This is a genomic window from Starkeya sp. ORNL1, assembly GCF_012971745.1.
GTDB lineage: Bacteria > Pseudomonadota > Alphaproteobacteria > Rhizobiales > Xanthobacteraceae > Ancylobacter.
The window spans coordinates 2,082,372-2,102,905 of the sequence record NZ_CP048834.1 but is presented as its reverse complement, the minus strand read 5'-3'; the positions used below and the strand labels follow the sequence as shown (position 1 = coordinate 2,102,905).

The 20,534-nt window shown below is 66.2% G+C and carries 22 protein-coding genes and 1 tRNA gene; 9 read left to right on the top strand and 14 right to left on the bottom strand.

Annotated elements, in window-relative coordinates:
* Nucleotides 1-181: 181 nt before the first annotated feature.
* Nucleotides 182-1,384: an ionic transporter gene (locus G3545_RS10225; RefSeq protein ID WP_170012196.1), complete on the top strand. Its 1,203-nt coding sequence runs from the start codon at nucleotides 182-184 to the stop codon at nucleotides 1,382-1,384.
* A gap of 85 nt (nucleotides 1,385-1,469) precedes the next feature.
* Here the strand turns inward: G3545_RS10225 and G3545_RS10220 are convergent.
* Nucleotides 1,470-1,546, bottom strand: a tRNA-His gene (locus G3545_RS10220).
* A 269-nt stretch (nucleotides 1,547-1,815) separates the two neighbouring features.
* Between G3545_RS10220 and G3545_RS10215 the strand changes: the two genes are divergently transcribed.
* A complete protein-coding gene (locus tag G3545_RS10215) occupies nucleotides 1,816-2,010 on the top strand; it encodes a DUF4089 domain-containing protein (RefSeq protein ID WP_170012194.1) in 195 nt (64 codons plus the stop codon).
* Between the two features lie 32 nt (nucleotides 2,011-2,042).
* Nucleotides 2,043-3,431 (top strand): AtzE family amidohydrolase, encoded by a 1,389-nt coding sequence (locus G3545_RS10210; protein WP_170018006.1) that lies wholly within the window; start codon nucleotides 2,043-2,045, stop codon nucleotides 3,429-3,431.
* Between the two features lie 138 nt (nucleotides 3,432-3,569).
* Here G3545_RS10210 and dmeF read toward each other — a convergent pair whose 3' ends face one another.
* From dmeF to G3545_RS10190, 4 genes are all read right to left on the bottom strand, one after another.
* Entirely contained in the window at nucleotides 3,570-4,508 is a 939-nt protein-coding gene (gene dmeF / locus G3545_RS10205; RefSeq protein ID WP_170012192.1) for a CDF family Co(II)/Ni(II) efflux transporter DmeF, read from the bottom strand.
* Nucleotides 4,509-4,527: 19 nt separating this feature from the next.
* Entirely contained in the window at nucleotides 4,528-4,806 is a 279-nt protein-coding gene (locus G3545_RS10200; RefSeq protein WP_170012190.1) for a metal/formaldehyde-sensitive transcriptional repressor, read from the bottom strand.
* Nucleotides 4,807-4,981: 175 nt separating this feature from the next.
* On the bottom strand, nucleotides 4,982-5,743 hold the full coding sequence (locus tag G3545_RS10195) for a TIGR02186 family protein (protein WP_170012188.1): 762 nt from the start codon (nucleotides 5,741-5,743) through the stop codon (nucleotides 4,982-4,984).
* Nucleotides 5,740-6,666 (bottom strand): sulfite exporter TauE/SafE family protein, encoded by a 927-nt coding sequence (locus G3545_RS10190; RefSeq protein ID WP_170012186.1) that lies wholly within the window; start codon nucleotides 6,664-6,666, stop codon nucleotides 5,740-5,742. The genes G3545_RS10195 and G3545_RS10190 overlap by 4 nt, the downstream gene beginning before the upstream one ends.
* A gap of 489 nt (nucleotides 6,667-7,155) precedes the next feature.
* On the opposite strand from G3545_RS10190, the gene G3545_RS10185 reads away from it, so the two are divergent.
* Both G3545_RS10185 and G3545_RS10180 read left to right on the top strand, forming a co-directional pair.
* Nucleotides 7,156-8,400: a PQQ-dependent sugar dehydrogenase gene (locus G3545_RS10185; RefSeq protein ID WP_206151449.1), complete on the top strand. Its 1,245-nt coding sequence runs from the start codon at nucleotides 7,156-7,158 to the stop codon at nucleotides 8,398-8,400.
* Nucleotides 8,401-8,675: 275 nt separating this feature from the next.
* The gene (locus tag G3545_RS10180) at nucleotides 8,676-8,999 is read left to right on the top strand and encodes a cytochrome c (RefSeq protein WP_170018005.1); all 324 of its coding nucleotides are present in this window, start codon (nucleotides 8,676-8,678) and stop codon (nucleotides 8,997-8,999) included.
* A gap of 96 nt (nucleotides 9,000-9,095) precedes the next feature.
* Here the strand turns inward: G3545_RS10180 and G3545_RS10175 are convergent, their stop codons facing one another.
* Nucleotides 9,096-9,746: a peptidase C15 gene (locus G3545_RS10175; RefSeq protein WP_170012181.1), complete on the bottom strand. Its 651-nt coding sequence runs from the start codon at nucleotides 9,744-9,746 to the stop codon at nucleotides 9,096-9,098.
* A gap of 12 nt (nucleotides 9,747-9,758) precedes the next feature.
* Nucleotides 9,759-10,169 carry a response regulator gene (locus tag G3545_RS10170; protein WP_246702766.1) on the bottom strand — a complete coding sequence of 137 codons (411 nt, stop codon included), beginning with the start codon at nucleotides 10,167-10,169 and terminating at the stop codon, nucleotides 9,759-9,761.
* 241 nt (nucleotides 10,170-10,410) lie between these two features.
* Between G3545_RS10170 and G3545_RS10165 the strand changes: the two genes are divergently transcribed.
* Entirely contained in the window at nucleotides 10,411-10,614 is a 204-nt protein-coding gene (locus G3545_RS10165) for a CsbD family protein (protein WP_170018004.1), read from the top strand.
* 189 nt (nucleotides 10,615-10,803) lie between these two features.
* Here the strand turns inward: G3545_RS10165 and G3545_RS10160 are convergent, their stop codons facing one another.
* From G3545_RS10160 to G3545_RS10140, 5 genes are all read right to left on the bottom strand, one after another.
* Nucleotides 10,804-11,682 (bottom strand): branched-chain amino acid aminotransferase, encoded by an 879-nt coding sequence (locus G3545_RS10160; RefSeq protein ID WP_170012177.1) that lies wholly within the window; start codon nucleotides 11,680-11,682, stop codon nucleotides 10,804-10,806.
* A 186-nt stretch (nucleotides 11,683-11,868) separates the two neighbouring features.
* Entirely contained in the window at nucleotides 11,869-12,225 is a 357-nt protein-coding gene (locus tag G3545_RS10155) for a hypothetical protein (RefSeq protein WP_246702765.1), read from the bottom strand.
* A 256-nt stretch (nucleotides 12,226-12,481) separates the two neighbouring features.
* Entirely contained in the window at nucleotides 12,482-12,775 is a 294-nt protein-coding gene (locus tag G3545_RS10150) for a GIY-YIG nuclease family protein (RefSeq protein ID WP_170012175.1), read from the bottom strand.
* A gap of 141 nt (nucleotides 12,776-12,916) precedes the next feature.
* Nucleotides 12,917-14,299 (bottom strand): dipeptidase, encoded by a 1,383-nt coding sequence (locus G3545_RS10145; protein WP_170012173.1) that lies wholly within the window; start codon nucleotides 14,297-14,299, stop codon nucleotides 12,917-12,919.
* Between the two features lie 143 nt (nucleotides 14,300-14,442).
* Nucleotides 14,443-15,996, bottom strand: a complete 1,554-nt coding sequence (locus tag G3545_RS10140) for a helicase HerA-like domain-containing protein (protein ID WP_170012171.1) — start codon at nucleotides 15,994-15,996, stop codon at nucleotides 14,443-14,445.
* Between the two features lie 283 nt (nucleotides 15,997-16,279).
* Here G3545_RS10140 and folP point away from each other — a divergent pair, with 283 nt between their 5' ends.
* Together folP and folK are read left to right on the top strand one after the other, a co-directional pair.
* Nucleotides 16,280-17,125: a dihydropteroate synthase gene (folP, locus tag G3545_RS10135; RefSeq protein ID WP_170012169.1), complete on the top strand. Its 846-nt coding sequence runs from the start codon at nucleotides 16,280-16,282 to the stop codon at nucleotides 17,123-17,125.
* Nucleotides 17,115-17,669 carry a 2-amino-4-hydroxy-6-hydroxymethyldihydropteridine diphosphokinase gene (gene folK, locus G3545_RS10130; protein WP_170012167.1) on the top strand — a complete coding sequence of 185 codons (555 nt, stop codon included), beginning with the start codon at nucleotides 17,115-17,117 and terminating at the stop codon, nucleotides 17,667-17,669. The genes folP and folK overlap by 11 nt, the downstream gene beginning before the upstream one ends.
* A 323-nt stretch (nucleotides 17,670-17,992) precedes the next feature.
* Here folK and G3545_RS10125 read toward each other — a convergent pair whose 3' ends face one another.
* The gene (locus tag G3545_RS10125; RefSeq protein WP_170012165.1) at nucleotides 17,993-18,283 is read right to left on the bottom strand and encodes a hypothetical protein; all 291 of its coding nucleotides are present in this window, start codon (nucleotides 18,281-18,283) and stop codon (nucleotides 17,993-17,995) included.
* Nucleotides 18,284-18,466: 183 nt separating this feature from the next.
* On the opposite strand from G3545_RS10125, the gene G3545_RS10120 reads away from it, so the two are divergent.
* Entirely contained in the window at nucleotides 18,467-19,450 is a 984-nt protein-coding gene (locus G3545_RS10120; RefSeq protein ID WP_170012163.1) for a zinc transporter ZntB, read from the top strand.
* A gap of 208 nt (nucleotides 19,451-19,658) precedes the next feature.
* Here G3545_RS10120 and G3545_RS10115 read toward each other — a convergent pair whose 3' ends face one another.
* A complete protein-coding gene (locus G3545_RS10115; protein ID WP_170012161.1) occupies nucleotides 19,659-20,255 on the bottom strand; it encodes a superoxide dismutase in 597 nt (198 codons plus the stop codon).
* Nucleotides 20,256-20,534: the final 279 nt, after the last annotated feature.

The following is a 20,534-nucleotide window of genomic DNA, read 5'->3' as shown; positions in this document are numbered from 1 at the left end:
GGCCGGAGCCTTATCCGCTCCGGATGGATACATTCGAGCGGCGAGATAGTGCTCCAGGGATTCGGACAGCTTCCATGTCCGCGACCCTGAGTGCGGCGCGTTTCGCCCAGGAGCCGCTGTATGGAAGACGGCGGCAAGCCGGGATAGACCTCTAGCGGCGGCCAGGTGCGAGGATTTTGACATGACCGCCGATGAAATCGAGCATTTGCCGCCACGAGCGGCCGGGGAGCAGGCGGCAGCTGTGTCCCAGGAAACGCTCGACAGGACGCCTCCCGATCAGGAGGCAGTCAATACAAGATGGATTTCGGCGGTTCTCAGCCCCATTGCCGCGCTGGCGCTCGGCATTCTGCTCGGTCTCAAGGATTCTGTTTTTGGCCATCTGCCGAATGCGGTCGAGATCGCCCTGACCCTGCTGGCGCTCGCCTGGGTGTTCTGGCTGGTGTTCGCCGTCCAGGGGCATGCCGAAGCCGTCGCGCACAGGATCGGCGAGCCCTACGGAACGCTGGTGCTCACCCTTTCGGTGACCGTGATCGAGGCTTCGGTCATCGTCTCGGTCATGTTGAGCGGCGTGCCAAATCCGACGCTTGCGCGTGAATCGGTGTTCTCGACGGTGATGATCGTCTGTGCCGGCATACTTGGCGTATGTCTCACCGTCGGCGGCTGGCGGCACGTCCATCAGGATCTCAAACGCCAGGGCACCAGCGCGTTGCTTGCCGTGGTCGTCGCATTGTCCGTGCTGACGCTCATACTGCCGGACTATACGCTGACCGCAGGGATCGGCCTGTACTCCGACGTGCAGCTTGTCTTCGTGAGCACGCTCTGTCTTCTCCTGTATGGCAGTTTCGTCTTCGCGCAGATGACACGGCATCGCGACGACTTCCTCGACGAACCGCAATCGAGGCACCATGCCCCGGCGGTCATGGGCGGTAGCCTTGCCAGGAGCGCGCTGTTGCTGGCGGTTGGCCTGATCGGCATCGTGCTGCTTGCCGAATATGTCGCGTCCGGGCTGGAGGACGCCCTCGTCGATTTCAATTTCGGCCAGAAGGATGCGGTTATCGGCGCCTTCATCGCCACGCTTGTGCTGATGCCGGAAACCGTGGCGGCGATTCGGGCATCGCTCGGAAACGAGTTGCAGCGCAGCCTCAACATCGCGCTCGGGTCGGCCTGCGCCACGATCGGGCTCACCGTGCCGGTCGTGGCCGCGGTGAGCCTTTTCACCGGCAGCGAGTTGACGCTCGGCCTCGGTCCCGGTGACACCGTCCTCCTGATGCTCGCTCTCGCCATCAGCATGATCAGCTTCGGGACCGGACGCACGACGGTATTGACCGGAGCCGTCCATCTCGTGGTCTTCGTGGCCTACCTGATGCTGATCGCGCTTCCGTAGACAGCGCCGATGCGAGGACCGTTCTCGACGCGCATTGCAGCGCTGACGGCGCGCGGCAAGCGCCGCTCGCAGATCCACGATTGCTTGGTACAGCTGGGTGGGCTCGAACCACCGACCTCCGGTTCCACAGACCGGCGCTCTAACCAACTGAGCTACAGCTGCATGCCAGAACGGCGCGGAACCTACGCAAGGCGATCCTGCTTTGCAAGGCCGATGCGTCACATTCCACTGCGGCCATCATACCATGGCACGGTTCCTGTATGTTGGGTCTGCCACGTCATCCTGAGGTGCGAGCTCCAGCGGGCCTCGAAGGATGCTCAAGCAGAGGTCGGCCATCTGGGGCGGGTATCCTTCGAGGCCGCTGCGCGGCGCCCCAGGATGACGTCGCGAATTAAAGAGTGAATCACGTGCCAGTTTCTCGAGAGCCGATCATGAATGTGCAGCCGCCGACCCCGGATCTCGGGGCCTTCCTCGATGCCGCGCTAGCGGTGGTGCGGCTGCCGCTCGAAGCGGAATTGCGCGAGCGGGTGCTGGTACATCTCGGCATTGCCGCCGGCATGGCCGACCTGGTGCTCGACTTCCCGCTGGAGGACGAGGCCGAGCCGGCCCCGGTGTACCAGCCGTGAGCGCCGCGGTGTCGGACGAGACCGTCGCCGAACTGCTCGCAAAGGATTCCGCGCTCGCCATCGCGGCGGCGGTGCGCGAAGGCAAGGTCAGCGCCCGCGCGGTGACGGAAGCGACACTGGCGCGTATCGCCGCGCTCAACCCGGTGCTCAACGCCTTCACCGCGGTCACCACGGAGCGCGCGCTGCGCGAGGCCGACGCGGTGGATAGCGCGCGGGCCGAGGGCAGGGCGCTCGGCGCTCTGGCCGGGGTGCCGTTCGCGGTGAAGAACCTGTTCGATCTGGAGGGCCTGCCGACGCTCGCCGGCTCGAAGATCAATCGCGACCATCCGCCCGCCGCGCGCGACGCGGCGCTGGTGGAGAAGCTCACCGCTGCCGGGGCGGTGTGCGTCGGCGCCCTGAATATGGGCGAGTACGCCTATGATTTCACCGGCGAGAACCTGCATGACGGCCCCTCGCGCAACCCGCACGACCCGACGCACATGACCGGCGGCTCGTCCGGCGGCTCCGGTGCGGCGGTCGGCGGGCGGCTGGTGCCGCTCTCGCTCGGCTCCGACACCAATGGCTCGATCCGGGTGCCGTCCTCCTTCTGCGGCATATTCGGGCTGAAGCCGACTTATGGGCGGCTGTCGCGGGCGCGCAGCTTCCCGTTCGTCGCCAGCTTCGACCATCTCGGCCCCTTCGCCCGCAATGTCCAAGATCTCGCCGCCAGCTATGACGCGCTGCTCGGCCATGATCCGGACGATGCGGCCAGCGCGCAGGTGCCGGCGGCGCCGGTCTCGCCCAGCCTGTCGCATGGCGCCGACGGCCTGCGCATCGCCGTGCTCGGCGGCTGGTTCGCCCGGCAGGGCACGCCCCAGGCCTATGACGCCGTGGCCCGCGCGGCGTCCGCGCTTGGTGCGACCGCGACCATCGAGTTGCCGGAAGTCGAGCGCGCCCGCGCCGCGGCCTATGTCATCTCCATGGCGGAAGGCGCTTCGCTCCATCTCGACCGGCTGCGCGAGCGCCCGCTCGATTTCGATCCGGCGGTGCGTGAGCGGCTGCTGGCCGGCGCGGTGCTGCCCGGCTCCTGGATCGTCAAGGCGCAGAAGTTCCGCCGCTGGTATCGCGACCGCGTGCTGGCGATCATGGCCGAGTGGGACGTGCTGATCGCCCCGGCGACGCCGGTGCCGGCTCCGGAAATCGGCCAGAAGAGCTTCGTGCTCGACGGCAAGGAGATGCTGGTGCGCCCGAACATCGGCATCTACACCCAGCCCATCTCTTTCATCGGCCTGCCGGTGGTGGCGGCGCCGATACCGACGCCGGGTACGCTGCCGATCGCGGTCCAGCTCATCGCCGCGCCGTGGCGCGAGGATGCGGCGCTCAGGGCGGCGGCGGTGCTTGAGGCGGCGGGGGTGGCGTACGCGCTGGCGCCGGTGGTTTAGGCCGGCGTTCTGCGTGAGCATCCTTCGAGGCCCGGCTTTGCCGGGCACCTCAGGATGAGGTCGTCTTTTTCAGATGAGCCTCATCCTGAGGTGCCGCGAAGCGGCCTCGAAGGATGTTGAAGCAGTGCGCCTCAGCAATCACGCCGCCCGGCTCACCTCGATCGTCACATGCGACAGCTCGTGCAAATGCGCGAGCTTGGCCTTGTAGGCGGCGGGCGGCTGCGGCGCCGAGGAAGCCACGACGACGATCGCCGCATGGTGGCCGGGCCCGACCTGCCAGACATGCAGATCGGTGATGGTCTCGTTGCCGCCCTCGATGGCGGCGCGAATCTCGCCGGGCAGTTCCTCGCGCTCGGGCACGTAATCCACCAGCACGCCGCCGGCATCGCGGATCAGCCCCCACGACCAGCGGGCAATGACCAGCGCGCCGACAATGCCGATCATCGGGTCCAGCCACAGCCAGCCATAGAGGCTGCCGGCAGCGAGTGCGGCGATGGCGAGGATCGAGGTCAGCGCGTCCGCCAGTACATGCAGATAGGCAGCGCGGATGTTGCTGTCATGGGCGTGGCCACCATGGGCGTGCGCATGGCCATGATCGTGGTCATGGTGGTGGCTGTGATCGTCCCTCAACAGCCAGGCGCAGACCAGGTTCACGCCGAGCCCGACCGCGGCGACGAGGATGGCGTCACCGAAGGCGATCGGCACCGGGCTGGTAAGCCGCAGGAAGCTCTCCCAGGCGATCAGCAGCGCGATGAGGGCGAGCACGATGGCGCTGGCAAAGCCGGCGAGTTCGCCGACCCGCCCGGTACCGAAGGTGAAGCGCGGATCGTGCGCGTGCTGGCGGGCGAAGCGATAGGCCAGCGCGCTGATCAGCATGGCGCCGGCATGGGTCGACATGTGCCAGCCATCGGCGATCAGCGCCATCGAGCCGAACAGGCTGCCGGCAGTGATCTCGGCCACCATCATGGTGGCGGTGAGCGCGATCACCAGCCAGGTGCGGCGCTCATTGCGGGCGTGGTCGCCGCCGAGGAAGACGTGGCTGTGCGTGGCGCCCGGCGCCAGAGTGCTGTCGGTCATGATCTCTCTGCCTGCGCTGCTATTTGAGATAGGTGCGCACCACTTCGATCAGTTCGGCGGCGCCCTGCGCCTTTTCCGGATCGGGCTCGCGGGCCGGGTCGACGACGTGGTGGCGGATATGATCCTCGACCAGCTCAATGGTGAGCCCGTTGACCGCCCCGCGGACCGAGGCGACCAGCTGGAGCACATCGGCGCAGCCGATCTCCGCCTCCAGCGCCCGCTCCACCGCCTCGATCTGCCCCTTGATGCGACGCACCCGAGCGATCAGGCGGCTCTTCTCCTTGACGGTGTGCGACATGCGCTTAGTATAGGGGGGTACCCTATATCTCGCAAGAGGTGCTCCGCGTGAATATCCTTCGAGGCCGACCTGCGGTCGGCACCTCAGGATGAGGTTCTTCGTTGTTTAAAAGAACGACCTCATCCTGAGGTGCCCGGCAAAGCCGGGCCTCGAAGGATGCTCAAGCCGAGCGCCCTCAATCCCGCCGGAACGCCAGATTCGCCGCGAAACCCACCGCCAGCGCGCCGAGCGCGGTCACCAGCCCGTAGAGCCAGGCATGGTCGCGGGCGGCGGTCGCCACGGTCTGCTCGAAATCGACCTTGGCGACTTCGAGCGTCGTCGTGCCCTGCTTGATCATCTCGCCGCCGGCGAACACCTTCACCACCACCTGATAGGTGCCGACCGGCGCGGTGCCGGGAATCGGAATGGTGGTGCGGAACACCCGCGGCGCGATGAATTCCACCCCGGTCGGACGCTCATAATATAGCCCCTGCGCCTGCTTCACTCGAAGGAACGCCTGCCGGAACGGGTCGCCCTCGACCACATCGGCATAATCGGTGGTGAGGCGTTGCAGCAGGTGGTTATTGGCGAAGCCGGCCTGCTCCTGCCGCAGGATCTCGGCGGGCGCCATCAAAGCCGGCTCGCGATTGCTCAGCACCGCGAGATAGGAGGGCGCGGCGAGGAAGGTGCGGCTTTCGGTGTTCATCCACAGCCCGAGCACGCGCTGCTTGCGCCAGGTGACGAAGCGCGCATTCGGCCCGCGCACGGTGACGACGACATCATAGGCCCGGTCCGGCGCGGTGGTGTTGTCGCGCTGGATCACGCCGAACAGCGCGATCGGCTCGCCGGCGAAGCTCGAGGTGATGGTGACGCGCGGCTTGGAGAGCGAGAGCACCAGTTCCTCGGCGCGGGCCGGCGCGGCCGCAAGCAGAAGGGTGAGCAGCGCGAGCCACCTCATTGCGGGCGCCCGTCAAGGGTGACGGCATAGAGGTCGGCCGGGCGGGAGGTCTGGTCGATGGCGACACGCACCCCGACCGAGAGCACCAATATGCCGAGCAACAGCCGCAGATTCTCCGCCTTCATCGACTGGCCGGCGCGGGCGCCGAATTGCGAGCCGATGGTGCCGCCGACCATCAGCACCAGCCCGAGTACGGCATCGACCGTCTGGTTCAGCACCGCATGCATCAATATTGCCGCCAGCATGGTGGCAAGCGTCAGCATCAGCGAGGTGCCGACCGAGATCAGCGTGGGCACGCGCAGGAGATAGATCAGCGCCGGCACCAGCAGGAAGCCGCCGCCAATGCCCATCAGCGCGCCGAGCAGGCCGATGGAAAAGCCGATGACGACCACCGGGATCACCGACACATAGAGCCGGGACTGGCGGAAGCGCATCTTGAAGGGGAGGCGCAGGAACCAGGCATGGGTGCCGGGCCGGCGCACCTCCTCCGTCTCGCCGCGCCAGTTGCGGATCAGTGCGCGCAGGCTTTCGCTGACCATCAGCGCGCCGATGGCCCCCAGCAGCGTGATGTAGGAGACGGCTATGACCAGATCGAGCTGGCCATAGCGGCGCAGCACCATGAAGGTGAGGACGCCGGCGAACGTGCCCACCATGCCGCCGCTGAGCAGTACGCCGCCCAACTGGTAGTCCACAAGGCGCCGTCGCCGATAGCTCAGCACGCCGGAGAAGGAGGACGCCGCCATATGGGTGGAGACGCTGGCGACGGCGACGGCAGGGGGCACGCCGAGGAAGATCAGCAGCGGCGTCATCAGGAAGCCGCCGCCCACCCCGAACATGCCCGAGATGAAGCCCACCGCGATCCCCATGGCGAGGAGGGTGAAGATGTTCACCGGAAGCTCGGCGATCGGCAGGTAGATCGTCACGCGAGGCGGCCTTTGTACCCGCCTGTGCACTGCGGGACTGCAGCCCCATAGCAGGATTTTGCTAAGAGACGGTGTGGAAAGAGTCGGGGCTGCTTTGCTTCAGCATCCTTCGAGGCCGGCCGGCGGCCGGCACCTCAGGATGAGGTCTCTTCCAGATCAACCTCATCCTGAGGCGCGAGCGCCGCGAGCCTCGAAGGATGCTCAAGCAGGGCATCGCCTCTTGAAGTCCCGCAATCGTCACGAAATTCGATATTTTAGTAATTCCATTGTAGTAGCCGGCTATTACGCAGCGTTCTTAGGAAATCTTTATTTTTAAGTGCCGCAACGAAAAAGGATCATTAGGTCATACAGTCTGACTTAACCTTGCGAGGTGTCATGCTAGCGTGCCTGCGTTAACGAGCCCGTACGAGGCTCGAACGCTTGGGAGGAATACACATGACTGACAACCGGCGCCGCTGGCTGCCGGCAGCCTCGCTGCTGGCTTCCACCATGCTCGCCACCGTGCTGATCTCGGTCGGGGCTCCGACTTCGGTATTGGCACAAGCCACCGACAATATGGAGAAGCTCTCCAATTTCCAGTCGACCGGCGCGTCGATGGATATGGAGACGGTGCCGCAGACCGGGCCCAAGGCGGATGCGCTGAAGAAGACGCTGTCCGGCATCAAGCTGCCCGACGGCTTCAAGATCTCGCTCTATGCGATCGTGCCGGATGCGCGCGAAATGGCGGTCGGCCCGACCACCGGCGTGGTCTTCGTCGGCACCCGCAAGAACAAGGTCTGGGCAGTGACCGACCGCGACAAGGACCGCACCGCCGACGAGGTGAAGGTGTTCGCGCCGTCGGTGAGCTTCAAGCTGCCGAACGGCGTGTGCTTCTCCAAGGACGGCTTCCTGTTCGTCGCCGAGCAGAACCGTGTGCTGCTCTTCCCGGCCGCCGAGTTCTTCTATGAGGGGCCCGATGTTGCCGCCTTCAGCGTGGTGAAGCAGGGCGACCTCATTCCCAAGGCCGAGGAATCCTACAACCACACCGCCCGCGTCTGCAAAATCGGGCCGGACGACAAGCTCTATATAACGCTTGGCCAGCCCTTCAACGTGTTTGCCCAGGAGAAGTTCGACCTCTACCAGAAGACCGGCATCGGCGGCATCGTGCGCATGGACCGCGACGGCAAGAACCGCGAAGTCTATTCCTGGGGCATCCGCAATTCGGTCGGCATGGACTTCAACCCGAAGGACAAGACCTTGTGGTTCACCGACAACCAGGTGGACGGCATGGGTGACGACATCCCGCCGGGCGAGATCAACCGCGCGGTGAAGGCTGGCCAGACCTTCGGCTTCCCGTATTTCGGCGGCGGTTCCACCCGCACCGTCGAATACAAGGACCAGACCCCGCCGGCGGATTCGGTGAAGCCGCAAGTGGAGATGACCGCCCACGCCGCCGATCTCGGCATGACGTTCTATAACGCCACCCAGTTCCCGGCGAAGTATCGCGGCGGCATCTTCTCGGCGCAGCATGGCTCCTGGAACCGCACCAAGCCGGTCGGCGCGCGGGTGATGTTCACCCGGCTGAACGATGACGGCACGGCGGCGGGCTCGGAGCCGTTCGCCGAGGGCTGGCTGACGGCGAATGGCGAGTATCTCGGCCGTCCGGAGTCGGTGGCGGTGCTGAATGACGGCTCGCTGCTGGTGTCGGACGACTCGTCGGGCGCCATCTACCGCATCTCCTACGGCAACAACTGACACTGAAGAAGAACACCCGCCGCCGCGAGGCGCGGGAAGACCGATCTTACGAAGAACACCCGCCGCCGCGAGGCGCGGTAAGACTGATCTTACGAAGAACACCCGCCGCCGCGAGGCGCGGGAAGACTGATCTTGCGAAGAACACCCGCCGCCGAGAGGCGCGGGAAGACCGATCTTGCGAAGAACACCCGCCGCCGCGAGGTGCGGGAAGACTGATCTTGCGAAGAACACCCGCCGCCGCGAGGCGGCGGGCTTTTCTGCCGGGAACCGACATGATGCTACGCCCCATGCCGCTGCTCACCGCAGCGGTGCTCCTGTTTTGCTCGCCCGCTTTTGCCGGCGATGCCGCCGCCGGCAAGGCCAAGGCCTCCGCCATGTGTGCGGTGTGCCACGGTAATGACGGGCTCTCGCAGCACCCCGAGGCGCCGAACCTCGCCGGCCAGGTCGAGATGTATCTCACCAAGTCGCTGGAGGAATTCCGCTCCGGCAAGCGGCAGAACGAGATGATGACCGTGGTCGCCAAGGACCTGAGCGACGACGACATCGCCAACCTTGCCGCCTGGTACAACTCGATCCCGATCACCGTGAAGACGCCTTGAGCTCCTGACTCAACGATCTGGATCACCCTCATCCCCGGGCTTGACCCGGGGACCCAGCCCATCCGCATGCACCCGGTCGAAGTCTGGGTGGCCGGGTCAAGCCCGGCCATGAGGGTGGGAAGGTTGTTCATTCCGAGTAACGGAGCGGAGCTGCCCACCCAGCGCCACCAGCAGTGCCTCCAGCCCGCGCAGCAGCGCCGGCATGGAAAGGCGCCCATGGTCCGGGCGGGGAATGTGCACGAACACCGCGAGGCGCGGCCGGCCGGTCGCGCGCGCCTGGCCGTAGGCGCCATAGGCCTGCGCGTTGCAGATATAGCGGCCGGCATCGCGCGAGGCGCGGGCCGGGACGCCGGCAAGCCGCAGCGCCCGCAACAGGCTCGCCGGATGCACGCGGGCGCATGTCGCGTCCGGGCCGGCCGCATCGAGACGGCGTGAGCCGGGGCGCCGCCGCGCCGCATCGGGAAAGCCGCCGGCGCGGTTCACCGCGTGCGTCTCGACGCAGACCTGCCGCCGCCGCGCCGCGAGGCCGATCATCAGCACGATGTCGGGATCCTCGCGCATCAGCGTTGCCGCAAAGTTCGCCGCCGCCGACCATGTGGTCGGCAGCACTTCGGCCCGCAGCGCCATGCCGGCGAGCGCCGGCCGGCGGCGGCGCGCCAGTGCCTTCGCCAGCGCCCCCGAGGGGTTCGCCGGCGCGCCGGGAAAGCGGCCGAAGCCGGTGATGAGCACGCGTATCGGCCGGGTCATCGCTGGATGGTATCAGCTCTGCGCTGCATCCAGCCGTGTGGTGAGTGCGGTATCGAGCGCCTGCGCCAGCTCGTCGAGCTGGAACGGCTTCGAGAGCCGCGGCACGTGCCGCCACTCGGCCGGGATCGCGCCGTCATCATAGCCGGTCGAGAACACCACGGGGATACCGTGCCCAAGCAAGGCCGCGGCAATGTCATAGCTGCGCTGGCCGCCGAGATTGAGATCGAGCACCGCGGCATCGATCTCGGTGTGGGAGGTGGCGACGAAGGCGAGTGCCCCCTTGATGTCGTTGTGGGTGCCGGCGACGCGGGCGCCGAGTTCCTCGACCATCGCCTCGATCATCATCGCCACCAGCGATTCGTCCTCGACGATGAAGATTCGGCGGTCCTTGCGGGGAGGCGTCTCGTCAGTCGTGGTGTTCACGTCGTTTCCTGGCCGAATCGTATCGAGGCCGCGTGCGCGCTGCCTTGCTCGCGCCAAGCCTAGTGGCTGGCGGCGATGCAGCACCATGATTTGATGGAGTGTCGAACTATTTTTCCGGCGGGTGTGGCGATTTTTTCGGCCCGTCCGACGGATCGAACCGCGCTTCCACGCGTTTTAGACCAGCTAGCGACCGGCCTGCCCGACGGGGCAGGTATTGGCGGAGTGCAACGGAGAACCCGTGATGAATTGGGATAGAATCGAAGGTAACTGGAAACAGGTCAAAGGTCAGGTGCGCCAGCAATGGGGCAAGATCACCGACGATGACCTTGAACGCATGAAGGGCTCCCGTACGGAGCTCGAAGGCAAGCTCCAGGAGCGCTACGGCATTGCCAAGGACGAGGCCAACCGTCAGATCGACGAGTGGGCAAACCGCTTCAAGATGTAAAAGTACCGCGTCGCCGCCTGGCCGGCGCACGACGCACACAGCCCCTCTCCGGCAACGGGGAGGGGCTTTTCTTTCCAAATAGGGCTGTCATCCCGGAATGGCCGTCAGGCCATATCCGGGATCGCGCAAACATCGGAGAGCGATCCCGGCTCTCCAGCTTCGCCTGCTGCCAGGATGACGGCGAATGAATCAGGCATGCGCGAACTCCCAATACAGCTCGCGCGCCCGCCGGAAACAGGGGCCCGGCTGCAATTCGCGCTGTTCGACGCGGGTGATCGGCGTGACCTTGGAATAGTTGCCACTGGAGAAGACCTCGTCCGCCTCGCGGAAATCTTTCCAGCTCAGCGCCGCCTCCACCACCGGCACGCCGTCCTCGCGCAGCAGGCCGATGACGCGGTTGCGGGTGATGCCGGCGAGGAAGGTGCCGTTGGCGGCCGGCGTCATGACCACGCCGTCGCGGGCGAGGAACAGGTTCGCCGTGGCGAGTTCGGCCACATTGCCGAGCATGTCGCACAGCACCGCATTGTTGAAGCCGCGGCCCTGCGCCTCGGCCAGCGCACGGGCATTGTTCGGATAAAGGCAGCCGGCCTTGGCGTCGGTGGTGGCGCATTCGACGGTGGGGCGGCGGAACGGCGACAGCGTGATCGCGGTGCCGCGGCCGGGATCGGGCATCGGCGCCTCATAGAGGCTGAGGCACCAGCGGGTCGATTCGGGATCGGCATCGACGGTCACCGGGCCGGGGAATTCGGCCCAGTACATCGGGCGGATATAGAGCGCGGCATCGGGGGCGAAGCGCTTCAGCCCCTCGTCCGCCAGCTCCAGCCAGTTCTCCACCGAGACCAGCGGGCGCAGCCCCATGGCGATGGCCGAGCGGTTGACCCGCATGAAGTGGAGGTCGAGGTCCGGCGTCACCCCCTCGAAGGCCCGTGCGCCGTCGAACACCGAGGTGCCGAGCCAGGCGGCGTGGGTGCGCACGCCCATGATCGGGAGGTTGCCCTCGTGCCAGTCGCCGTCGAAGAAGGTCCAGGTTTTTGACCAGTTGTGCTTTTTCGAGCCGGGATCGCCCATCGGCGCGCACTCCACTTGAGATGGCGCACCATAACGCGGCCCGGGTTTATTGGAACCGGGCCGCTAAAATGCGTCGACCCCGCACACCGGATGCCGGCGGGCGGGGTCGACCGGCACGTGCCCCCCGGCCGTGCCGTTAGCTCGACATCAGTGATCCCGATGAAAGCGCCAGGCTGGCGCCGCGGATCACTGCGTCAGGATCGAGGACGTGACGAACACCTTGTCGCCGGCGCGGGCGATCTCGGCGGCGACGGGCAGGGTGCCCGTGGCGCGCGGCACCGAAATGCTCAGCTTCTGGCCCGGGGCCAGCGTGCCGACGAAGCGCACCGGCTGGCCGCCCTCGCTGTCGGCGAGGGTGGCGACGACGCGATAGCCGTCATTCTCGATGGTGTAGTAGGCGACGCCCTTCATGCCGCCGATCTCCAGCGACTGGGCTTCGATCGGCTTCAGCTCGGCGGCATCGGCCGCCTTGTCGAACAGGGCGCTGACGGTGACGGCGGAAGCGATGAGCAGCATTCCGCCGAGGATGATGGATGACTTCATCAGGTATTGGCTCCGGTAGAGAGTTCGGAGCAGCGCCCCCCTCGGCCGCTGCAAGCGATGGGGAGGTTCTAGGCCGCCGGCGCTGAACGCCTTGTGAGCCGTGCGTTCAGACAAGATTCAGAAAAGTTTGCGCTGCGGAATGGGAATTTTGCGTTGTCCCTAAGGGAAATAGCGCAATTTATTTTCGTCTTGCCAACGCGTCATCCCGGCCGAAGCGAAGCGCAGAGCCGGGATCGCGCGAAGGTTCAGCGCATCTCTATTCCGGCCCCAGCGTGTCGAACAGATCGAGCCACTCGGGATTCCCGCCTTCGACCAACGCGACCTTCCAGTCCCGCCGCCAGCGCTTGATTCGCTTCTCCCGCACGATCGCCGATTCGGCATCGTCGTGCGGCTCGTACCAGACCAGCTTGTCGACGTTGTAGCGTGCGGAAAAGCCGGGGACGTCATGGCTGCGGTGTTCGAAGACGCGCTTCTGCAGCGCGCTGGTCACGCCGACATAGAGCGGACCATCCTTCCGGGTGGCGAGGATATAGACGAAGAACCGCTTCATTCGTCTTCATCCCCAACGATTGTCGTCATCCCGGACGGCCGCAAGGCCGATCCGGGATCGCGCGCAGAAGAGGGCGCACTTTCGTCACGCGATCCCGGCTCTTCGCTTCGCTGCGGCCGGGATGACGACTTGTCGAAAGGCTTAACCTGCCAGCGCCGCCAGGACCCGCACCCAGCTCCTGATCCCCTTGTGGAAGCAGTCGAGGTCGTACTTCTCGTTGGGCGAATGGATGCGGTCGTCGTCCAGCGAGAAGCCGATGAGCAGCGTGTCCTGACCGAGCTGCTTCTTGAAATGACCCACGATCGGGATCGAGCCGCCGCCGCCGATGGTCACGGTCGGGTGGCCCCATTCCTCGGTCAGCGCGGCCGCCGCCCTGGCGAGCTCCGGGCTGTCATGATTGACCGCCACCGCGCGGTTGCCCTCGCCGCTGAGGAATTCCACCGAGCAGTCCGCCGGGATGCGGGCGCGCACGAAGGCGCGCACGGCGTCGCGCACATGCGCCGGGTCCTGGTCGGCGACGAGGCGGCAGGAGATCTTCGCGGTGGCGATGGAGGGGATGACGGTCTTGCCGCCCTCGCCGATATAGCCGCCCCACATGCCGTTGACCTCGAAGGTCGGGCGCGCGCTGGTGAGATCCATGATGGAGCGGCCTTGCTCGCCCGACGGGATGGCAAGGCCGATCGGGCCGAGGAACTTCTCCGGCGTCAGGCCCAGCCCCTCCCATTGCGCCTTCACGTCGGCGGGCGTCTCGCGCACGTCGTCATAGAAGCCGGGAATGGTGACGCGGCCGGTCTCGTCATGCACGTCGCCGATGATCTTCGACAGCACATGCAAGGGGTTGCGCGCCGCTCCGCCATAATAGCCGGAATGCAGGTCGCGGTTCGCGGCCTTCACCACGATCTCGTCATGGCACAGCCCGCGCAGCGAGACGGTGATGGCCGGGGTCTGCGGGTCCCACATATTGGTGTCGCACACCAAAGCGACATCGGCGGCGAGCGCTTCCTTGTTGGCCGCGACGAAGCCGGGCGTGTTGATCGAGCCGGATTCCTCCTCGCCCTCCAGCAGGAAGGTGACGTCGACGGGCAGCGTGCCGGTGACCGCGAGATAGGCCCGGCAGGCCTCGACGAAGGTCATGACCTGGCCCTTGTCGTCGGCGGTGCCGCGCCCGACCAGGCGCTTCTTGCCGTCGGCGCCCTCGGCCAGGGTCGGTTCGAAGGGCGGCGTGGTCCAGAGGTTCAGCGGATCGACCGGCTGCACATCGTAATGGCCATAGAACATCACCCGCTTCTTCGCGCCGACGTCGCTGCGCGCGGTGACGATGGGGTGGCCCGGCGTCTCGTTGAGCTGCGCCTTGAAGCCGAGCGCGGCGAGGTCGTCGGCCAGCCACTGGCCGGCGCGCCGGCATTCGGCGGCGTAAGCCCGGTCGGTGGAGATGGAGGGGATGCGCAGCAGCGCGAACAGCCGCTCCAGGCTGCCGTCGAGATTGGCATCCACCGCTGCCAGCACGCGCTCGAGATCGGCCATGGCCGGATTCCTTCTTCCGTGTTTTCGCTGTTCCCTCATGCCCGGGCTTGACCCGGGCACCCAGAGGACTTGGCGCTGTGCCCGGTCATCTGGATCCCCGGGTCAAGCCCGGGGATGAGGGAGATTAGGGTTGGGTCGAGAGCCTACTTCCGGCTCATGCCGCCGAGCACGCCGCGCAGGATCGCCTTGGTGATCTGGTTGGTGACCTGGCTCGTCACCGAGCGCGCCACTTGCCGCGTCACCTGCTCGCCGATGGTCATGCGCCCGCGGCTGCCCGAGGAGGAGCCGCCGCCGAATATGCCGCCGAGCACGCTGTCGAGCAGGCCGCCACCGCCGGCTGCCCCGGCCTCGGCCGGCTGCTGGCCCGGGCTTGCCGCGGCGCCGGCCTCGCCCGCCTTGTCGGCGGCGGCCTGCGCCCGCTTGGCGAGCTGCTCATAGGCGGATTCGCGGTCGATCGTGGTGTCGTAGACTCCCTTGACGGGACTGTTGGCGATCGCGGCCGCCCGCAATTCCGGCGTCACCGGGCCGACCCGTGCGGAGGGTGGCGCGATCAGCGTGCGCTCGACGATGGAGGGCGTGCCGTTGCCCTCCAGCATCGAGACCAGCGCCTCGCCCTTGCCGAGTTCGGTGATGACCTGTGCGGTATTGAGCTTCGGATTGGGGCGGAAGGTGTCGGCGGCGGCCTTGACCGCCTTCTGGTCGCGCGGGGTGAAGGCGCGCAGCGCGTGCTGCACGCGGTTGCCCAGCTGGGCCAGCACGCTGTCCGGCACGTCGAGCGGGTTTTGCGTCACGAAATAGACGCCGACGCCCTTGGAGCGGATCAGCCGCACCACCTGTTCCACCTTCTGCAGCAGCGCCTTCGGCGCCTCGTCGAACAGCAGGTGCGCCTCGTCGAAGAAGAACACCAGCTTCGGCTTGTCGGGATCGCCGACCTCGGGCAGCACCTCGAACAATTCCGACAGCAGCCACAACAGGAACGAGGCATAGAGCTGCGGGCTTCCCATCAGCTTGTCGGCGGCGAGAATATTGATGGTGCCGTAGCCGTTGCGCGGATCGATGCGCATCAGGTCGGAGATCTTCAGCGCCGGCTCGCCGAAGAACTTGTCGGCGCCCTGGTTCTCCAGCACGAGGAGGGCGCGCTGGATGGCGCCGACGGTGGCGGGCGCGACATTGCCGTAGGTGGTGGTGAGGCTCGCCGCATTCTCGGCGATGAAGGCCAGCATGGCGCGCAGGTCCTTCAGGTCCAGCAGCAGCAGGCCCTGCTCGTCGGCGACGCGGAACACCACGTTCAGCACGCCTTCCTGGATCTCGTTGAGGTTCATCAGCCGCGCCAGCAGCAGCGGCCCCATCTCCGAGACGGTGGCGCGCACCGGGTGGCCCTGCTCGCCGAACAGGTCCCAGAAGATCACCGGGAATTCATCGGGCGAATATTCGATGCCGATCTCTTCGCAGCGCTTGAGGATCCAGTCCTGGCCTTCGCCGGGCATGGAGACGCCGGAAAGATCGCCCTTGATGTCGGCGGCGAACACCGGGACGCCGGCGCGCGAGAGGCCCTCCGCAATGGTCTGCAGCGTCACCGTCTTGCCGGTGCCGGTGGCGCCGGTGGCAAGCCCATGGCGGTTGGCGAGCTTCAGCGTGAGATATTCCGGCTGCTCGGCTTTCCCGACAAAGATCATGCCGTCAATGTCGCCGGACATGCGATTCTCCTGCTTGGCCCCAACCCGCCTGTCTATAGAGCGCAGGCGGGGAGGGTTTCGCAAGCGGCGGTGAGGGCGCTCGGTTTCAACATCCTTCGAGGCTCGCTCACGCTCGCACCTCAGGATGTCGTGGTTCTCTTAAACGCGACGTCATCCTGAGGTGCCCGGCAAAGCCGGGCCTCGAAGGATGTTGAAACAGAGCGCCGCCACACCCCCGACCAACCGCGCACTTGCCTTCCCCGCCAATGCGCGCGATTTCAATGCAAACTCTTCAGGGATTGCCATGCCTGCCGTGCCAAAGCCGACGACCCGCATATTCGATGCCCGCGGCCGCGCGCTCTCCTATGAGAGCCAGACGCTGATCATGGGTATCCTCAATGTGACGCCGGACTCATTCTCCGACGGCGGCCGCTCGGTGGCGCTGCACGATGCGCTGGCCAACGCCCGGCGCATGGTCGACGAGGGCGCTGATATCATCGATGTCGGCGGCGAATCGACCAGGCCCGGCCACACCCCGGTCTCGCCCGAGGAGGAGATGGCGCGGGTGCTGCCGGTGCTGGAGGCGCTGGCGGCCGAGATCGCGGTGCCGGTCTCGATCGATACCCAGAAGGCCAAGGTGGCGGAAGCCGCGCTCAGCCGCGGCGCGGCGATCCTCAACGATATCTGGGGCTTGCTGGGCGATCCGGATATGGCGCATGTCGCGGCCGCCCACGATGCCGGTGTCATCATCATGCACAATCGCACCGTGGTCGACGGTGCGGTCGACATCGTCGCCGACATCATCGGCTTCTTCGAGCACTCGCTGGAGCGCGCGGCGAAAGCCGGCATCCGCCCCGACCGCATCGTGCTCGATCCCGGCATCGGCTTCGGCAAGACCTTCGAGCAGAACCTGGCGGCGCTGGCGGGCCTGCGCGAGATCGGCCGGCTCGGCTTTCCGCTGCTGCTCGGCACCTCGCGCAAGTCGCTGATCGGCAAGGTGATCGCCACCGAGCCGAAGGAGCGCCTGCCCGGCACCATCGCCTCCAATGTGCTGGGCATCGCGGCGGGCTGCGCCATCATCCGCGTTCACGACGTGGCGGCCCATGTGCAGGCCGCCCGGGTGACGGAGGCCATACTGCGTGCCGCGTAAAAATGAGACGCCCGAATTCTTCATCCGCCGGCCGCGCCACGTCGAGAAGCGCATCGCCTATCTGTGCCTCGGCTCGAATCTCGGCGATCGCGCCGGCACCATGGCGAAAGCCGTGGGGCTCATCGCACGCATCGGGCTGAAGATCGTCGCCCGCTCCTCGCTCTACGAGACGCCACCCTGGGGGCCGGTGCCGCAGGGGCCGTATCTCAATCTTGTGGTGGCGGTGGAGACCGAGCTCTCGGCGCGCGAGTTGCTCAACATGCTGCTCGGCGTCGAGCATGCCTTCGGGCGTGACCGCACCCGCGAGGTACGGTTCGGGCCGCGCACCATCGATATCGACATATTGCTCTATGGCGAGGAGACGATCGCCGAGTCGGACCTCGAAATCCCGCATCCGCGCATGATGGAGCGGGCTTTCGCTTTGGTGCCGCTGGTGGAGATCGCGCCCGACCTCGTGGTCGGCGGCGTGCCGATACGGCAGGCGCTGGCGGCGCTCGACCAGAGCGGCATCGAGAAGGTCACGCCGCTGCCTGCGGAGGGGTGATTTCCCCTTCAGCCCTTTCGTAAGGCCGTCATCCCGGCCGTAGCGAAGCGTAGAGCCGGGATCGCGTGAAGTCCCGTGCAACACCTTCTTGCGATCCCGGCTCTCCGCCCTGCGGGCTCCGGCCGGGATGACGATGCTGCCGGGGTAAAACGCCACGAGCGGAACGGTTGAAACCGTTCCGCTCGGAATGTCGGGAAAGGAAAGCCGGGGTCGGCTGACGGCGCTCCCTTCCGGACATTCAGCCGGGAAGCGAAGCGTCAGAGCATGATGCCGAGAAGTGTGAAGCGGTTTTCGGTCAATATCATGCTCCAACCGAACTTCGATCAGCGGCAGACGCGGATGTCGCGGAAATAGACCTTGCCGTATTTGTTGATGCGCTGCTGGCGCTCGATCCAGCACTCCGGCTCGTAATAGCGCGGGGCGGCCGAGGCGGCGAGGCCGCCCAGCACCAGCCCACCCACCACGCCGGCGGCGACCGCGCCGCCATAGCCATAGCCGCCATGATAATAGTGATAGCCGCCGGCAGCGGCCGGCACCGCGGCCAAGGTGAGGCCGGCAACGGCCAGCGCAACGACCTTGGTGCGGGTGGAGAAGCGGGAAGCAAAGCTGCTCATGGCGAGATCCCCTGGATCAATTTTCGAATCGCAATCGGTCAAGGACCGTTGATGACGCGAAGTTAAGCGCGAGCGATCGAACCAAAACTGAACCGGGTGTTGCGAAAGGTTCATAGTCCTGAACGCATTCCATTTCTTACATTCATCGGGCATTCATGGCCGAACCGGACCGGAGAGTGACGCGTGGCCGACTATGATTCCGAGGGACTTGTCACCGCATGGGCGTTCGACGGCGAGGGCGGCGCGCGGCGCCTCGGCTGGGACGAGATCCGGCGGCCGGCCCCGGTCGGCCCCGGCTTCATCTGGGTGCATCTCCAACTGTTCGAGAACCGCCAGCAGCCCTGGCTCGCCGGCGAGAGCGGGGTGGATACCTCCATCGTCGAATCGCTGATGGCCGAGGAGACCCGCCCGCGCTGCGCGCTGTTCGAGGCCGGCGCCTTCCTCAATCTGCGCGGCATCAATCTGATGCCCTATTCGCTGCCCGACGAGATGCATTCGATCCGCATCTGGGTGGAGCCGAACCGCATCATTTCGGTACGCAAGCGCCAGCTCTCCGCCATCGCCGATTTCGAGGACGCGATGGCGCGGGGGAGGGCGCCGCGCACGCCCGGCGAATTCATCGCCGACATCTCGATGCGCCTGGTCGAGCGCATGGACACCGTCATCAATGCGCTGTCCGAGGAGGCCGACGAGCTGGAGGACATGGTGTGGCGCGCCACGCTCGCCAATCTCAGCCCGAAGGTCTCCGAGGTGCGGCGCGTCGCCATTATCCTGCGGCGCTATATCAGCCCGCAGCGCGAGGCGCTGAACCATTTCTCGCTGGAGGACGCCGCCTGGCTCGCCGAGCGCGACCGCCATCGGCTGCGCGAGGCGGCGGACCGGGTGACGCGCTTCGCCGAGGAGCTGGATTCGGTGCGCGACCGCGCCGCGGTGATCTATGACCAGATGGTGGAACGCCGCGCCGAGCAGATGAACCGCTCGATGCTGATCCTCGCCGTGGTCACCGTGGTGTTCGCACCGTTGACGCTGCTCACCGGCCTGCTCGGCATGAATGTCGGCGGCATCCCCGGCGCCGAGGATCCGAGCGGCTTCTGGACGGTGACGGTGTTTGCGGTCTCGCTCGGCGTCGTGCTCACCGTGCTGTTCAAATGGGTGCGATGGATTTGAGGGGGCTGGGCCGCGCGGGCAGGCGGCGCACTGTGCGGGCATCCTTCGAGGCCCGGCTTTGCCGGGCACCTCAGGATGAGGTCCCGTTACATAGCCACCTCATCCTGAGGTGCGAGTGTAGCGAGCCTCGAAGGATGCTCACGCAGAGCCACGAAACGAAAACGGCCGGGCAAAAGCCCGGCCGTCTCGTCATCCAGGAAAGGCGTGCTCAGACCGCCTTGGAATACAGCTCGGCGACGTAGTCCCAGTTCACCAGGTTCTCGACGAACGCCTTGAGATAGTCCGGGCGGCGGTTGCGATAGTCGATGTAGTAGGAGTGCTCCCACACATCGACGCCGAGGATCGGGGTGGCGCCGGTGACCAGCGGGCTTTCGCCGTTCGGGCTCTTGGCGACGACCAGCTTGCCGTCCTTCACCGCCAGCCAGGCCCAGCCGGAGCCGAACTGGGTGACGCCGGCCTGGATGAAGTCTTCCTTGAACTTCTCCACCGAGCCGATGTCCTCGATGATCTTCTTCTCGAGCTCGCCGGGAATGGCGCCGCCGCCATTCGGCTTCATCCAGTTCCAGAAGTGCAGGTGGTTATAGTGCTGGCCGGCATTGTTGAAGAGGCCGGCATTCTTACCGAACGAGCCCTTCACGATCTCCTCGAGGGACTTGCCCTCGAATTCGGTGCCCTTCAGCAGGTTGTTGCCGTTGTTCACATAAGCGAGGTGGTGCTTGTCGTGATGGTATTCCAGCGTCTCGCGCGACATGTACGGCGCGAGGGCGTCATAGGAATAGGGCAGATCGGGAAGCGTGAACGACATGTTGCTGTCTCCGCAATTGGGAATCCTGAGCACGCCGCCTCGCACCGCACCCGCAGGCTCGCTGCCGGTCACGATGGAAGCACGGTCGCCACTAGATAGGTCGGCTTGGCGCCGTGAACAACCAAAAGCCTCGTTCAGGACATGATTTGCGGCAATTGGCCCGTCTCCGCCGGCGATGCTCTGCTTCAGCATCCTTCCAGGCTCGCTGCGCTCGCACCTCGGGATGACGTGCCTCAAACTAGCAACGTCATTCCTGGCAGTTGGCCAATGGCCAACTGT